This window comes from Micromonospora yangpuensis, from assembly GCF_900091615.1.
GTDB lineage: Bacteria > Actinomycetota > Actinomycetes > Mycobacteriales > Micromonosporaceae > Micromonospora > Micromonospora yangpuensis.
Window position 1 is genome coordinate 1626442 of record NZ_FMIA01000002.1, and the last position, 14299, is coordinate 1640740.

The 14299-nt window shown below is 69.0% G+C and carries 11 protein-coding genes and 1 pseudogene; 7 read left to right on the forward strand and 5 right to left on the reverse strand.

From position 1 onward, the window contains the following. Positions 1 to 76: 76 nt before the first annotated feature. On the reverse strand, positions 77 to 574 hold the full coding sequence (locus GA0070617_RS07585) for an NUDIX domain-containing protein (protein ID WP_229688102.1): 498 nt from the start codon (positions 572 to 574) through the stop codon (positions 77 to 79). Positions 575 to 1597: 1023 nt separating this feature from the next. Here GA0070617_RS07585 and GA0070617_RS07595 point away from each other — a divergent pair. From GA0070617_RS07595 to GA0070617_RS07610, 4 genes are all read left to right on the forward strand, one after another. Further along, complete coding sequence (locus tag GA0070617_RS07595; RefSeq protein WP_091435258.1) at positions 1598 to 2488, forward strand: replication-relaxation family protein; 891 nt, start codon at positions 1598 to 1600, stop codon at positions 2486 to 2488. A gap of 351 nt (positions 2489 to 2839) precedes the next feature. Beyond that, positions 2840 to 3718, forward strand: a complete 879-nt coding sequence (locus GA0070617_RS07600) for a DUF2637 domain-containing protein (RefSeq protein WP_091446064.1) — start codon at positions 2840 to 2842, stop codon at positions 3716 to 3718. Beyond that, complete coding sequence (locus GA0070617_RS07605) at positions 3715 to 4107, forward strand: hypothetical protein (RefSeq protein WP_229688101.1); 393 nt, start codon at positions 3715 to 3717, stop codon at positions 4105 to 4107. Before GA0070617_RS07600 ends, GA0070617_RS07605 begins: the two co-directional genes overlap by 4 nt. Next, positions 4104 to 5576 carry a tyrosine-type recombinase/integrase gene (locus tag GA0070617_RS07610; RefSeq protein ID WP_091435260.1) on the forward strand — a complete coding sequence of 491 codons (1473 nt, stop codon included), beginning with the start codon at positions 4104 to 4106 and terminating at the stop codon, positions 5574 to 5576. The genes GA0070617_RS07605 and GA0070617_RS07610 overlap by 4 nt, the downstream gene beginning before the upstream one ends. Before the next feature lie 143 nt (positions 5577 to 5719). Here GA0070617_RS07610 and GA0070617_RS07615 read toward each other — a convergent pair whose 3' ends face one another. Next, positions 5720 to 5992: a hypothetical protein gene (locus tag GA0070617_RS07615; RefSeq protein ID WP_139135612.1), complete on the reverse strand. Its 273-nt coding sequence runs from the start codon at positions 5990 to 5992 to the stop codon at positions 5720 to 5722. Between the two features lie 612 nt (positions 5993 to 6604). Here GA0070617_RS07615 and GA0070617_RS29760 point away from each other — a divergent pair. Then, complete coding sequence (locus GA0070617_RS29760; protein ID WP_139135613.1) at positions 6605 to 6799, forward strand: hypothetical protein; 195 nt, start codon at positions 6605 to 6607, stop codon at positions 6797 to 6799. Next, entirely contained in the window at positions 6796 to 7908 is a 1113-nt protein-coding gene (locus tag GA0070617_RS07620) for a hypothetical protein (RefSeq protein ID WP_091435265.1), read from the forward strand. Before GA0070617_RS29760 ends, GA0070617_RS07620 begins: the two co-directional genes overlap by 4 nt. 204 nt (positions 7909 to 8112) lie before the next feature. Here the strand turns inward: GA0070617_RS07620 and GA0070617_RS07625 are convergent, their stop codons facing one another. From GA0070617_RS07625 to GA0070617_RS07635, 3 genes are all read right to left on the reverse strand, one after another. Then, positions 8113 to 9633 (reverse strand): phospholipase D-like domain-containing protein, encoded by a 1521-nt coding sequence (locus tag GA0070617_RS07625; protein ID WP_091435267.1) that lies wholly within the window; start codon positions 9631 to 9633, stop codon positions 8113 to 8115. Then, positions 9630 to 12029, reverse strand: a complete 2400-nt coding sequence (locus GA0070617_RS07630) for an AAA domain-containing protein (RefSeq protein ID WP_091435269.1) — start codon at positions 12027 to 12029, stop codon at positions 9630 to 9632. Before GA0070617_RS07630 ends, GA0070617_RS07625 begins: the two co-directional genes overlap by 4 nt. Before the next feature lie 138 nt (positions 12030 to 12167). Next, positions 12168 to 13262, reverse strand: coding sequence for a protein kinase domain-containing protein (locus tag GA0070617_RS07635; RefSeq protein WP_091435271.1), 1095 nt, complete (start codon positions 13260 to 13262; stop codon positions 12168 to 12170). Positions 13263 to 13348: 86 nt separating this feature from the next. On the opposite strand from GA0070617_RS07635, the pseudogene GA0070617_RS07640 reads away from it, so the two are divergent. Further along, a pseudogene (locus tag GA0070617_RS07640) lies at positions 13349 to 14129 on the forward strand (transposase family protein). Positions 14130 to 14299: the final 170 nt, after the last annotated feature.

Here is a 14299-nt window from a genome sequence, read left to right on the forward strand (position 1 = left end):
GCGGCGCGGTTGGCGGTAGCCGGTGGTGAGCGGGTGTCGGGCGCACTCGCTACGTGCCGCGCATAGTGCCCGCCGTCTAACCGTTCGGGACTGGGATGCCGTCTTCGAGGTAGACGCCGCCGTGTCCGATGGCGGCGAGGGCGGCGGTGACGCGGCGGGCCATGCGGGGGATCAGCATCTGGTCGAGGTGGGCTGGGTCGACGAACTCGAAGTGGTCGAGTTCGTTCGGGTCCGGTCGGATGGTTGTGATCTGTTGCGCGGTAAGTGTTCCGCCGTCGAACAGGAACATGAGTCCACCGTCCCAGGGTGGGTTGGCCGGTACCCAGTCGACGCAGAGCAGCGCTCCGGTGGGTACGGACAGGTCGAGTTCTTCGCTGATCTCGCGGTTACACGCGCCAGCGGGAGACTCGTCGGGTTCCACTGTGCCGCCGGGGAGTTCCCAGAGGTCTTTGTAGGTCGGGCGGACCAGGAGGACCCGGCCGGTCTGGTCGCGGAGGATGGCGCCGGCGGCTGCGCGGACCCGTGTCACGTTGGCGATGTAGGACGGGTCGGGTTCGATCTCTGTCTCGGCCACGACGCCGACCCTACGGCTTCTGGGCGCCCTGTCCCGCTCTCCTGACGAAGAATCGTGGGCTGTCATCTGGCCCCTAGAAAATGCTGCCCGTCTCATCTTGTGAGATGAGTGGCAGATTTTGTCGCCGATTTTTCTAACCGTTCAGGCGGTCAATGCGTGTGAATGGAAGTCAGTGTGTGTTGACGGGTGCTTACCCGTCCGGGTAGGTCCGGGAGCCTCATGATCGACTGTCGGGTGTGGGTGGTTGACAGGGTGTTGGTGGCGGAGGCGTACTTGATGGACGCGACCGCTCGGCGGTCCGCTCACCGGGTTCGGTCGGCTCGTCTGGTGGTGCTCCCTGTGGGGGTGTTTCCGGTCGTTGTCGGTTTGGGGCGGGTGGGTTCGCCGATGGTCCTGGGTGACAGGGGGACTGCCATGGAGGGTGTCGTTCCTGCTGGTTGAGCCGGTGTGCTGCCGCAGCTGCCTGTGGGTGGCTCGCGGTCGGCGCTGTCCCCGGTCCACGAGTCGTGCCGTTCGTCGGGCGCCGGCTCGATCGCGTCCATTCGTCTTCCTTGTGGTGGCAGAGGTCCGTCTCGTGTCGTCGTCGGTCAGGCCGTTGACCATCGTTCTCGGATGGACGGCCTTCGTCGGGTCGTTCTCGTGCCGAGGGTGGCTCGTCGTTCGGTGACTCCACGATGAAGAACGTCTGCGCGTTTCGTCTGATTGTTTCTGCGATGGCCGCGCCGGTTGGCGTCGGTGACGATTTCGTTGAAGGAGTTTCGTTGTCGTATCCCGTCTTTTCGTCCGCTGCTGTCGTTGGTGGCGGTGACAGTTTCCGTGTTGGCCCTCGTTCGGGGGTCGGTGTTGGTGTCCGGGTTGGTGTCGGTCTTGGACCGGACCCTCGGACGGACGTGCGGTTCGTGCTCGTTCCGCTGGTCGGGTGGCCTGTCGGTGGTGGCGGGTTGTGCTGCGACAGACCCGTCCTGGTCTCGGGTCTCTCCCCTGGGGGAGGCCGTCTGCGTGGCGGTGGGGAGGTGATGGTGGATGGATGATCCGGTTCTTCGGGTTCAGTCGCAGTTGACCGGTCGTGACCGCCGCCTGTTGGGTTGGTTGTACGACCACGGGGTGTTGACGTCGTTCCAGATCGCGCACGCCTTGTTTCCGTCCCTGGATTTCTGTCAGCGGCGGTTGTTGACGTTGTACCGGTTGCGGTTGGTGGGGCGGTTCCGGCCGCAGCGCGCCGATGGCGGCTCGTACCCGTATCACTACGTCCTGGACCAGCTCGGCGCGGAGGTGGTGGCCGCGGGGCGGGACGAGCGTCCGCCGCGGCGTGATCACGCGCGGGTGCAGCGGCGGCGGTGGACGTCGAGTCGCACCTTGGAGCATCGGCTCGGGGTGAACGGGTTCTTCACCGATCTGGCCGGTCATGCCCGTACCCGTGCGGGGGTGCGGTTGGGGGAGTGGGTGCCGGAGGTGGATTGCCAGCGGGCGGGGGCGTTCACCAGGGCGGGAGATCCGGCTCTGCTGCGGGCGTATCAGCCTCGGGTCCGTCCGGACGGCTACGGCCTGTGGGTGGTCGGCGGGGTGCGGGTGCCGTTCTTTTTGGAGTACGACACCGGTGCGGAGCCGTTGTTGGTGTTGACCCGCAAGCTGGTCGGCTACCGGGAGTGGTTCATCGCGTTGGGGCGGGGGTGGCCGGTGCTGTTCTGGTTGCACTCGGCCGCCCGGGAACGCAACCTGCGCCGCCTGCTGGCTGACACGCCGCCGGTGGTGTCGGTGGCCACCGGAGCCCGCGACCAGGCCACCACGGCGGGCCTGTGCCCCGCCCAGGCGGTGTGGGCTGTGCCTGGCGGGGACGGCCACCGGCAGGCGCTCGTCGACCTGGCGCAGTGGGTCCTCGACGACCGCGACCCGGCCGACGGGGAGGTGGCATGACCGTCGCCGTTTTCACCTCGTGGCAGGGGTGGTCGTCTCTGTCCTGGTCTGTCACGGGCGCGGGGGAGGCTGTTGACAGAGCGGTGACAGATCGGGGCGGCCCTGACAGCGACCTGTCGGAGGTGTCGTCTCGGTCCCGCCACGGCCGGCTGCCGGTCCACCTCCGGTTCGGTCCGCTGACGGTCCGGACGTCGCTGGCCGGGGCCGTCTGTCGTCGGGGCTGGTCCGCACGGGTGGGTGGACCGGACGTGCGGGTGGTCCGGTCCGGGGAGGTGGTGTGCCGCGACCGCACCGGATGAAGCGGACGGTTCGGGACGGGGCCGGGTCGAGGGTTACGTCCAGGTGGTGATCATGCTGGCGATCGGCGGGGCGGCGGGCGCGGCCAGCTTCACCCACGTCCGAGATGTCGCCGCCGCGCACGGTCAGCCGGGGTGGTTGGCGTGGGCGGACGCGGTCGTGCTGGAGTTGATGTCGATCGCCTCCGGCCTGGAACTACGCCGCCGTAAGCGGGCGGGGGTGTCGGTGGTGTTCCCGGCTGCGGTGTTGGCGTGTGCGGTGACGTTGTCCCTTGCCGCGCAGGTCGTGGAGGCCGAGCCGTCCCCGATCGGCTGGATCGCCGCCGCCGTGCCCGCGCTCGGGTTCCTCGTCATGGTCAAGATCGCCCTCGGCTACACCGACACCACACCCACCGGGCCGTACCTCGGCCAGCCTGTGGCGGACCGGTCCACCGCCGCCGCGTCCACCCGGTCCGGGCCGGACCACGACGACCAGAACCTGCCGGTAGCCGACAGTCATCTCTTCGAGCGGACCGTCCACGACTCAAGTGGCCCTCGACATGAGGGCGAGCCGGACCGTCGCCGCGCCGGTGGACCGGTCCGCCGACACCGGACCCCTGCACAGCCCGGGCCGTCCGCCCCGCCGGTGGACGGTGACGAGTTGCTGGCCGTTGCCAGAGGAGCCCAGGACCAACTCGCCGCCCAAGGACAACCCCTGACCCGCGCCACCCTTGCCTCGGCGCTGCGTACCGCCGGACACACCGTGTCCAACACCCGGGCGTCACAGCTACTGAAGACCCTCAAAGCCGACCCGCCCCCGACGGACCCACCCGCCCGCCACCAGCCACCCGCTGACCGCGTGCCGACCGTGACCTCGAACCGTTCGGCCGCGACACCTCCCGGCTCGCCCCTCTCGTCGCCGTCTCGATCGTCGTCAGGAGACCCACCAGCATGAACGCCCACACCGCCCCGGACAGCGACCCCCGACCGACCACCTCGCATGCGCCGGCCGAGGTGCCGTGGACCGCCGAGCGGATCCGCGCGCTCGGCGCCGCCACGACCCTGCCCACCGCCGCCGCCGTACTCGGGATCAGCCGCTCCCAGGCCTACCGGCTCGCCGCCACCGACACGTTCCCCGCACCCCTGATCCGCGCCGGGAGTCGCATCATCGTCCCGGTCGCCGGCCTCCTGCGACTCCTCCTGCTCGACCACCCCACCCCGCCCGCTGATCGGCGACTTGATGCCGGCGGCATGTCGAGCGTGGATGCAACGACCCCGCCACCAGCGGACTACACCCGCCACCGCTGGCGGCACCACGTCGAGCACCCAGGAGACGACCAGTGAAAGGCTCCATCTTCAAACGCTGCGGCTGCCGCGACACCGCGACGGGCCGCCGGCTGGGACGCTCCTGTCCTGATCTGCGTCGGCCCGGCGGTGGCTGGTCCCGCAACCACGGCCAGTGGCACTGGCAGATCGAGATCCCCGCCCGCGCCGACGGCACCCGCCGCCCCCTACGTCACGGCCCCTACGCGACCCAAACCGACGCCGACACGGTCCTGGACCGCATCCGCGCCGCCCTGGCCGTCCCCGACGCCAGCGACCCGCACGTCATGGTCAAAACCGGCGACCTCATCGAAACCGCCATCAAGACCGGCGCACCCGTACCCACCCCCGACCAGGTCCGCCGCACCCTGCACCTCGACATCACCCCCACCGAACTCCCCACCATGGCCGACTACCTCACCGGCTGGCTCGCCGGACGCATGAACATCAAGAAAGGCACCCTGCGCTCCTACGAAGGACACATCCGCCTCTACCTGATCCCGCACCTCGGGCACCTGCGCATCGACCGGCTCCGCCCCGGCCACATCGACGCCATGTACGACGCCATCGCCGAACGCAACACCACCATCGCCACCCTGCGCGCCAGCCGGGACCCCGCCAAACGCGACCAGGTCAAGAACCAGCGGGTCGTCGGACCGAGGACGATGCACGTCATCCACGCCACCCTGCGCAAGGCCCTCAACGACGCGATGCGCCGCCACCGCTACCTCGACATCAACCCCGCCCTGCTGATCGAGCTACCCCGCGCCCGAGCGCCCAAGCCCACAGTCTGGACCGAGCAACGCGTCAAGACGTGGCGTGACACCGGTAAGACCCCGAGCGCGGTCATGATCTGGACCCCCGAACACACCGGCCGGTTCCTCGACCACACCCACGACGCGAACGACCGCCTCTACGCCCTCTACCATCTCATCACCTTCACCGGCCTACGCCGAGGCGAAGCCTGCGGCCTGCACTGGGACGACCTCGACCTCGACGCCAAAACTCTCACCGTCCGCTGGCAACTCGTCCAACAAGGCTGGGCCACCGCAATCGACACCCCTAAAACCACCGACAGCGAAGCCACCATCGCCCTCGACACCGAAACCGTCACCGTCCTGCGCTCCCACCGCGCCCGCCACCACCGCGAACGCCTCGCCGCCGGCACCACCTGGACCAGGACCGGACTGGTGTTCACCACCCCGACCGGTAGCCGGCTGCACCCCGCCGACGTCACCGACCACTTCCACCACCTCGCCACCCAAGCCGGACTGCCGCCCATCCGCCTCCACGACCTCCGCCACGGTGCCGCCACCATGGGCCTCGCCGCCGGCGTCCAGATGAAAGTCATCTCCAACCGGCTCCGCCACTCCAGCCCACACTTCACCGCCACCTTCTACGGCGCCGTCCTCCCCGAACTCTCACACGCCGCCGCCGAAGCCACCGCCGCCGTCGTCCCACGACGCGGAGGCACCGCAAGGCCGGCATAAGACGCAGGTTCATCGTCTATCAGATGGCCAGGGCCAGCCGACCTTTTCGGCTGGCCCTGCACCCAGCAACATATTGCGCTCTATGGTCAGGGCTTCCAGCCAGCCTGCTCCGTCATCGACCGACCGGAATGAACGTCCAGCCATCAAGTTGGATCTCCCCGCTCATGACCTGGTGCAACCACCTCGGCGCACCGCTCGCTCGGATGCGGCACCATCGTGAGCCGGCTCAGGTCTATGCCGTACTCCGACGTGGGCAGCGCGCATAGCTGCGGCACGCCGACGACCACGGCCCAGGTGCCCTGCGCCATCGGCGCGGCCAGCAGCGTGGGGAGCAGGTTGGTCGCGCCGGTCGCAGATAACGTGGCGCTGCGGCGGATGCCGCCCGGCCACGGCAGCAGCCGGGCGAGCTCCGGCACCACGGCCAGTACCGGGCGGCGTCGGGCGCGGTCAGCGGGATGTCGTCGGCGCGGTCGACTAACCGGTTCAGCGTCGCGGTCCGGTGGCGGCGCTGCCTGACAGCGTCCACCGCGTCGAGGGCCTGCGCGACGTCGGCGCCGCGGTGTCGATACGGCCGTGCCTGGTCCACGCCCGCGCCCAGTCCGATCGTCGTCGACCGGGCCGTCGATGCGAGCCGTCACGGACACAGTGCTCTCCCTCCTCGCTGGTGCTCGCCGCGAGGAAAGACGCAAGCTTATCGAACGTAAGTTCGATGGTTCTGAGGATGGGGTGAGGTGGCGCCCAGGCGCAAGGCCTGCGGTCCCGGGGTGGGCGTCGCGCAATATGGGAACCTCTCGAGCGAAATCCACCTCTTGAAAACCCCCTCTAGGCGACCACATAGCAGCGTTACGTAAAGGAGCTTTGTGGTCGGCAAGGGGGAGAATGATTCCAAGATCAGACCCTCCGACAGCCGCTGCGGATGCGTCACTGTGGGGTTCAGCCGAAAGACGGCGAAGGCTCGGCCACCGGGCATCCCTGACAAAAGATCCGGTGAACGAGCCTCCACTGCTGAACTCTCTGGAGCGTGACACATGTGGGGCGTCCCTGACCAGCTTTGGCTGATCCTGTCCCTGGTAGTGGCCGTGCCGCTCGCCCTGATCACCATCGCTGCGGTCGTGGTGGCGATCCTGTCGCTGGCGGCCCGCCGCCCCGCGACCCGCCGACACGCGCTGGCCGTGCTGAACGCGCTGACGGGCTTCGCCCGAGTGCTGCGGGACCCGCAGTGAGCGCCGCGACCGAGCCGGCCGCCTTGGCGACCGGTGCCCGCATCGCCCGGCTGAGGCGGCTACGCGAAGCCCTCGATGGGGAGGACCGCCGCAAGCTGCTCGCCGACGGGGTCGCCGAACGGCTGCACCACCTGTGGCGCACCGGCGGGCGAGACGGCACGACCGCGATGGGGATCCGCCCTACGCACATCAGAATCCGCGCGCCGTTCGTCTACACCCGCCGGGACGATGAGCGTGGCCCGGTGGTGCCGCTGCTGTTGCAGACCCAGGGCTTGCAATTGCGCCTGCAACTGCTGATGCTGTTCGACGCCCAGTGCCGGCACGGCCCCGAGACCCCGGTACGGAACCCGCGCAACATCGTGCGGCGCGCCGACGACCGGTACGCCGGCTGGCGCGAACTCGTGCTGTCCGACGTGCGCCCCACGAAGCCCTACGGAGGCGACAGCGCCCCACCGGGAGTCAAGGCAGCGCTACGACGCCGGCAGATCACCGAGGCGCTGGCCCGGCTCGAGCAGCAGCACCTAGTCCAGATCCCCCGGCAACCCAAGGGCGGCCGGCGATACGACGAGTTCCAACTACTGTCGGAGACCGGCAGCAGCGAGCACCCCGACTACACCGTCCCCACCCGGGGTGCGGTGACGCTGCCGCGCGAGTTCTTCACCAACATGTGGGTCTGGGTGCTCTCCGACGCTGAGATCGCCACGTACCTCATGCTGCGCTTTGTGCGGTCCCACCGGCCCCGCAAACACGAGGAGTCCGGGGTGTTCGTCACCTCCGGGTGGAGGGAGACACTCTTCCGGCTGCACCGCTCCACCTGGCGCTCCGCTGACATGCTCTACCGCCTGCGGCTCGTCGATAAGATCCCCGCTACCGGGCGCACCTTCCGCACCGGCAAGGTCGGCGACCCCAAGAAGCTGGCCAAGGATGCCCGCAAGCCGGTGGTTCGGTACAAGATCAACGACGAGGCGCTGCAGGCCAAAGCTCTGAGCACCGCCTGGCAGGTGCTCACCGAACCGACCGAGCAGGATCGGCTGCGCCGCGAGCACGGACCTGACATCGGCAACATGGACCCCCTAATAGCGTCGTCCCTCGGGCTCGACGCAAGCTGAGTTCCGCGAGTGACGCCGGCATCGGACGTTGACGCCCGGCGAAGCTGCTCGGCGAAGGCGTTGCAGGGCTGCGGCGGAGGAGCCGCGGCCCTGCCGGCAGCCGCAGCTTTCTGGCCGCCTCACCGCCGCGAAGGTCGAGGGCGGCGAAGCGAAGTCGCCGGAGGATCCGCTCAACCCGGTCGGCGTAGGTGAGCAGCCACACCGCTATCCGGGCGTGTCCGGGGCTGCTCGGACGAGCTTGGCGCCGGGGCCGCGCACGATCAGCTGGACGCCTCTGCGCCCGGCATCGCCGCCCGCTTGGTCCGAGACGAACAGGCCGACAGTGGCGTCGGCGGCCGGGACGTCGTCCACGGCCAGGCACTCCTCGTCGATGAGCAGCTCGGCTGTGGTGGCCGTACCGTCCACGGCGGCGTCCAATGAGCGGGCGGCCTCCTCTTCGACGTCGTCGGCATGGCGCCGCCATCTAATCGGCTCGCCCGCGAAATCATCGCCGCTACGACCAGTCCACAGTGAGGCGACGGCGCGGGCGAGGTCGGCACACAATGCTGGCGAAAGGACCCTTACGCCCGCAGCGTGGGGGCTTCCTGCCGTCGCGCCGACCCACCCGTGGCCGGTGACGACGCCGACGAGTTGTCCGGGCCCCTTGTCCCACAACAGCAGGCTGGCACCGCTGCCCGTGACGCGGGTCCGCAGTAACTCCCGGCCTCGGCGGGCGTCGGCACCGTAACCGATGCGGTTTGCGACGGCGGTCAGAGCGGCAGGGTCCCCATCGGTGGAGCCGACCAGCAGGTCTACGCGGACGCCCCGCGTCACGGCGTCGGCGCAGCCAGCGGCCAGGGCCTCGAACACGTCTGGCCCGTCGAGACGGGGAATGGCCAAAGCGACGCTGGTACGTGCCGACTGGAGCGCCTGGGCCAGAGCGGAGGCGTGCGCCTGCTCGCCGCGCAGTACGTCGTCGGCGGCGAGCAGCACGGTGGTGCCGCGCCGGTGTACCCGGTCTTCGTCGGTTACGGCCAGGAATCGGCGCCGCGTGGGACGGGCCGCCCCGCGCGGCGTTACAAGCGTGCGGGGGGAACCGCCGACCGCTGCGGCGGCCGTGGCCAGGGCCGGGGCTGTAAGGGCGTGGCGCCAGGGCGGCGGCAGACCGAGTACCTGCTTGGCGTCGATGTCAACGTCGAGAGGGAGCCAGTGCGCGTCGCGGCTGATTTCCTCGATTCGGCCGATTCGGCGCACCCATTCACCGGTTTCGCGGTGTAGGAGCTTCTGGACCTGCGCCTCGTCCACAGAGTCGCGCACGATCCTCGTACCGATCCTGGGGGCTGTGTCCCAGACCTCGGTCAGGTCGTCGCGGCGGTAGGACCGAGCCTCGGACTGCCGGGCGATCTGGCCGGAGTGACGCTCCATCACCACGATGCCGGGACGTGCGGTCTCGACAATCACCGACACGGGCTCGCGGTCCCCGCTGACGGCCTCGTGGCCAGCCCCGGTGAGCACGAACGACGCTTGTGGCCCTCCTTGGACGGCGACCCAGCCAGCGTTGACGAGCGTCACGACGGCCTGAACGAGAAGCCTGTCGTGCACGCGGAAGGCCTCGGCCAGCGACCGCAGGGTCGCGCCGCCGTCGGCGATGGCGTTGAGCACCATGTGCTCAAGCCGGCTGTACGGCTTGCCGCGTGCGAGGTCGTATGGAACGCGAAACCGGCTCACTGGCAATAGGACGATCATGACAGGCCACCAAGGTCGGCGCCGAGCCGAACGGCGCGGCCAGAGGCGAACCAATCGTTCAGGTCGGTGACAATCCGCTTGAGGTGCCACAGGGGGTTTGCGGTGTCGTCGAGCTCGACGGTGCGGACCTGCTCCTGGAAGAAGTCCCAGGAGCCGACGAGCACGAGCAGCCGCTCGGCACGGGACAGCAGCACATTGAGCCGGTTCGCTTCGTCCAGGAAGCCCAGGCCATGTCCCGGGTCGTGAAGGTTGTTGCGCACCAGGCTCACCGCGATGACGTCGGCCTGGTTACCTTGGAAGGAATCGACGGTGTGGACGCCGCTGGTGCCGCCGGGAGCGCCAGGGCGGGCGTTGAGGGTGGGCTTGAGTTCAATCCCCTCAGGGAGGGTGGCCTTCCTCATCCGGCGTCGCAGCAGAGATGCCTGCTGGTTGTATGGCGACAGGACGGCGAGCTCTGCGGTGCCCGGCGCCTCTCGCCGCAGCGACGCCAGGAAATTTGCCAGGGCCGTGCCCTCGGCGTCATTGGTGTAGCGCGGTCGGCCCTGGGTCGGCCCGGTCTCGGTGGTCCTGGGGTCGTCGCGGCACCACGGGACGTCGAGCCAGACGATCGCTTTCCTGCGGATATCGAGCGGCTCGGCGAAGCCGTGCAGCACGCGGGCAATGGGCCTACCTTCCTGGACAGTCCTGTTTACGAGCCGATCGCCGTAGTACGCGCGCGAGATTAGCTCGCCGATGTCGGGGTGCATGCGGTGCTGCTCGATGAGTACGCCCGCTGCGGCGCCGCCCACCGAGTCGTCGGTCAAGCGCTGCCCGGCGTCGCCTTGGCCGACGGCGACCTGGCAGTGCTCGAATGTGCGCTTGAAGGTCTTGAGCCAGTCCTTGGCGTAGCCTTGGAAGGCGATGCGTTCTTCGGTGGTCTTGTCCTTCCACGACGAGACCCACTCCCAGTCCAGGACGCCAGGCCCGGGATCGGGCAGCGCTTGCAGTGCTTCAACAACCGCATCGAGGGCGTCAACGCCGCGCAGGTAGTCCTCGTATCTGTACGGCGGGAGCTGGTTGTGGTCGCCGATCAGCAGCCACCGGTGGCCCGCCTGAAGGGGTAGCGCGAGGTCGAAGCCATGCGCCTTCCCGGCTTCCTCGACGATGGACCAGTCGAAGGACTGGTCGCCGGCAATGGCCTCAAGCTCGCCGGCGCTGGTCGTGCAGTAGGTTAGGTTCGCGCCGCGCTTGACCAGTTCGACGAAGTCGGCGGCGCCGGTCCCTCGCGACTCGTGGCTGGCGAGTTCCTCGGCCATCGCCGTGGCATGGTCGAGCCAACCCTGCTGGGCGGGTGTGCGGTCAGACAGGCCAGCGAGGGTGCTGCTGCTGTCGCGCAGGACCTGTAGGGCGACGTCCTCGACTGTGTCTTGGGCGGTGTCGTCGTCCCTGCGGGATCCGAGCCTGACCGCGAGGGGCCTGCGCTCCGATGCGACGCCTTCGAATGCCTCAGTTACCCGTGCCCGGAGGACATCGACGGCGCCATGTGCCTGGGCCGTGACCAGGACCTGCGCGACCGGGTCGTCGTGGAGGATCTCGCGCAGAAGCCAGGCGACCAGCGTGGTCTTCCCGGTACCGGGCGGGCCCTGCAGGGCGTAGATGGGCCGGACCCGCAGGATGTCCTCGATCGCGCGGCGTTTAGCTTCGTCGACGGTCTCCGGAGCGAGCCGGACAGGTAGGTCAGCCGCGCCGGTGTCGATGTACACCTGGCCGGGCGCGGCCAAGCTGCGCAGCAGGTAGCTGTGGCGATCGAGGGCGTCGATAGCCTGCTTGCGACGTCGAATGAGCTTGAGTTGACCAGGCATGCCCGCGCCGCGCAGGTATCCGCAGCCGGGCGGAGGCGGACGGTCGGGGTCAAAAGTCGAGCGCCTGAGTGTCGCCGTCCGCGCGGCGTCGTCCACGGCGTGGACGCGCCACTGGTTGTCTTTGCCACCGGCGGGTAGCGCCAGGGCGTCCCCGTGCTCGCCGGACAAGATCACGCTGCCGCTGTCAGGCTTGCCAGCCTCGAGTTCGCGCTGGAGGAAACCGGCGAGGTCGTCGTTGTGCAGGAACGCGACGACCTGCCTGTTCTCAGGGCGTAGGCGCTCACGAACGGTGATTTCCTCGAAGCCAGGGTTGTCGGCGGGGTCCGGCCCGGCGACCAGCTCGATGGGGAAGATCGTCGCGTCGAGCATGAGCAGCTCGATCTGGTGAGTAGCGCGGACGAACTGGTGGAATTGGGCGAGGTCGCGCGCCATGTCGGCGCCGCGATCGATGCGAGGCAGCACCGTCTCCCATGTCGCGGACGCCAGGGCCAGGCCGCGGTCGTTGTGGGCGGCCCTTGTCGAACGGACCGCGAGGCGGCCAGCCGGCAGTCGCACTCGGGCCGATCCTCCCTCACTCTTCGTGAGCTGGGCTGGGCCTACACAGAACGCGATCTGCCACGTTGGCGTCTCGTCGCGATCGGAGTATCTGCGGAGCCGGACCACGGTGCGTCGGCCGACCAGCAAAACGGTATCTTACTTGGGCACGGCGTATAGGGACCCGCCGTCAAGGTCGCGGCGCAGAAACACCGCCAAGCCGTCGGTATGGGCGACGTTACGCGGGTCATAGGGCTGGCCGTCGTCTAAGCCGAGGTGCTCCCGCAGCCCTCGCTCCAGCAGGTAGTCGTAGAGCCCAACCTGCTTCGGGTTGACGATGAGCGTGAAAGGCCGATCGTCCGCGCGGGCTGCCGGTGGGGCCGCAAGCAGTGCGACGATCCCACGAACGGAGAGCTGGACATCGTGCGGGCGGGTCATCCGCTCGAGCGGGTCCGGGTCGATCAGGCGGAGAAGCAGCGCCCGTTCGGGCTCGGTGAGCGTCGTCTTGGCGGCCTCAATGGCCTTGACCACACGGGCGTACCGCTCGGCCGGAGCGTTGTTCGCGTACCGCTCGAGGTTGAGCACCAGGCGTGCGCACAGCATGCCGAAGCCAAACCAGTCGTCGTCGGGGCGCCAGGCCGCGGTGTCGCCAGCGAGCCGCTCGGGCGGCGAGGACCAACTGACGGGCGGGTCGGCGTCCAGCGGGCGACCGAGCCGGACCGACCACTCAAAGCCGCCAAGCCGAATGGACTCGGTGGGCTCGTCGGGCAGGTACAGCAGGGCTGCCGCACCGACGTCACGGTGCAGGACGTCTTGGGAGTGCAGCACGGCCAGGCCGGCGGCGACGCGGCCAGCGGCTCGCCAGAGCTCCCGCCGATCCGCCGGGTCGCGGGAGGAGAGCCAGCCGTGCTCGGTCCGAGCAGCGAGGGCGTCCGCGACGCTGCCGTAGCCGGCCGCTTGCAGGACCATGACGAAGGACTTCGCGTCGCGGTCGAGACCGGCGTCCTTGAGGACGGCCAGGGTGTCGTCGGCGCCAGGGCTGCTGCCGACCTTGTAGAGAGTGCGCAACTCGGCGTCCCAGAGTGCCCGCTGAACAGGGTCGGGCTCGTCGCCGTCGTAGGCCCACGTGCGGACAAGGTACTGCAGGCCGTCCTCGTCGTAGGCGGTCCACGCCTCGGCGTACCCGGCGGCCGACCTGCGGGTTCCCAGCTCGTATCGTCCTCGCAGGAGGGTCGTACCCTCGTCCAGCGGCATGTGCCTCCCTCGTTGGCTCAGGAAGTCTAAGTAACCTAAAGAATGTCTCGCAATTCGGTGGCCGGTCCATAGTAGGTCGAGACGGGATGCAGGTGATCTCCGTAGCCCGCCCGGAGTGGATCTTCCCGTTCACTGGGTTACAGCCCGCCCAGATTCGCCGCCTGGTCAGGGTTGGTCACCGAACGTGGTGGTGACGCGATCGCCGACGGCCGGCCTGGCCGGCAGTGGTCTCTCGACCTCGCCGATCGGGTGTTGCTGGTGGCCGCGTACTGGCGCACGAACCTCACGATGCGGCAGATCGGCCCGCTGTTCGGGGTGCCGCACTCCGCCGCGCATCGGGTCATCGACACCGCCGGCTCCCTGCTCGCCCTCACCCCGGGGCGTCGGCGTCGGGTCAACCAGATCACCATCGTCGACGGCAACCTCATTCCGACCCGGAACCACCGCCTGGCCGCCCCGAGCAAGAACTACCGCTACAGCACGAACCTCCATGCCGCCATCGGCGTCCATACCCGCCTCGTCGCCGCCCTCGGCGATCCGCAACCCGGCAACCGCAACGACACCATCGTCTTCCGCACCAACGGCATCGACCAGAAGCTGGCCGGAGGGCCGGTCATGGCCGACGGCGCCTACCGCGGCAACCCCGAGGTGATCACCCCGTACCGCAAGCCCGCCGACGGCAGCGAACTGCCCGAGTGAAAGGCGGACCTGAACAAGCAACACCGCACCGTCCGCGCCCAGGTCGAACGCGCCCTGGCCCGCATGAAGTGCTTCAAGATCCTGCGCGACTACCGCCGCGCCGCCCACACACTGACCGGCACTGTATCCGGCATCGCTCACCTCCACAACGTCATCCTGGCCTGCTGATCCAGGAACCGTTGCGCGGCAACGCCTCACCGGGTTACGAGACGTCCTTTGAGAACCGGCACCCATGTGGATCATAAAGAAGTCCGGTGTGGGCCGTCAGCAGCAGGTCGAGTCACTCTCCGTAGAAGCTGATCAAACCGCTGGCGTCCCGGCAGTAAACGGATCTTTCG

Bases quoted from the DNA above. Each gene is read 5' to 3' on its own strand.
- GA0070617_RS07595 (WP_091435258.1), top strand. From the start codon at position 1,598: ATGGATGATCCGGTTCTTCGGGTTCAGTCGCAGTTGACCGGTCGTGAC.
- GA0070617_RS07600 (WP_091446064.1), top strand. From the start codon at position 2,840: ATGCTGGCGATCGGCGGGGCGGCGGGCGCGGCCAGCTTCACCCACGTC.
- GA0070617_RS07605 (WP_229688101.1), top strand. From the start codon at position 3,715: ATGAACGCCCACACCGCCCCGGACAGCGACCCCCGACCGACCACCTCG.
- GA0070617_RS29760 (WP_139135613.1), top strand. From the start codon at position 6,605: ATGTGGGGCGTCCCTGACCAGCTTTGGCTGATCCTGTCCCTGGTAGTG.
- GA0070617_RS07625 (WP_091435267.1), bottom strand. From the start codon at position 9,633: ATGATCGTCCTATTGCCAGTGAGCCGGTTTCGCGTTCCATACGACCTC.
- GA0070617_RS07635 (WP_091435271.1), bottom strand. From the start codon at position 13,262: ATGCCGCTGGACGAGGGTACGACCCTCCTGCGAGGACGATACGAGCTG.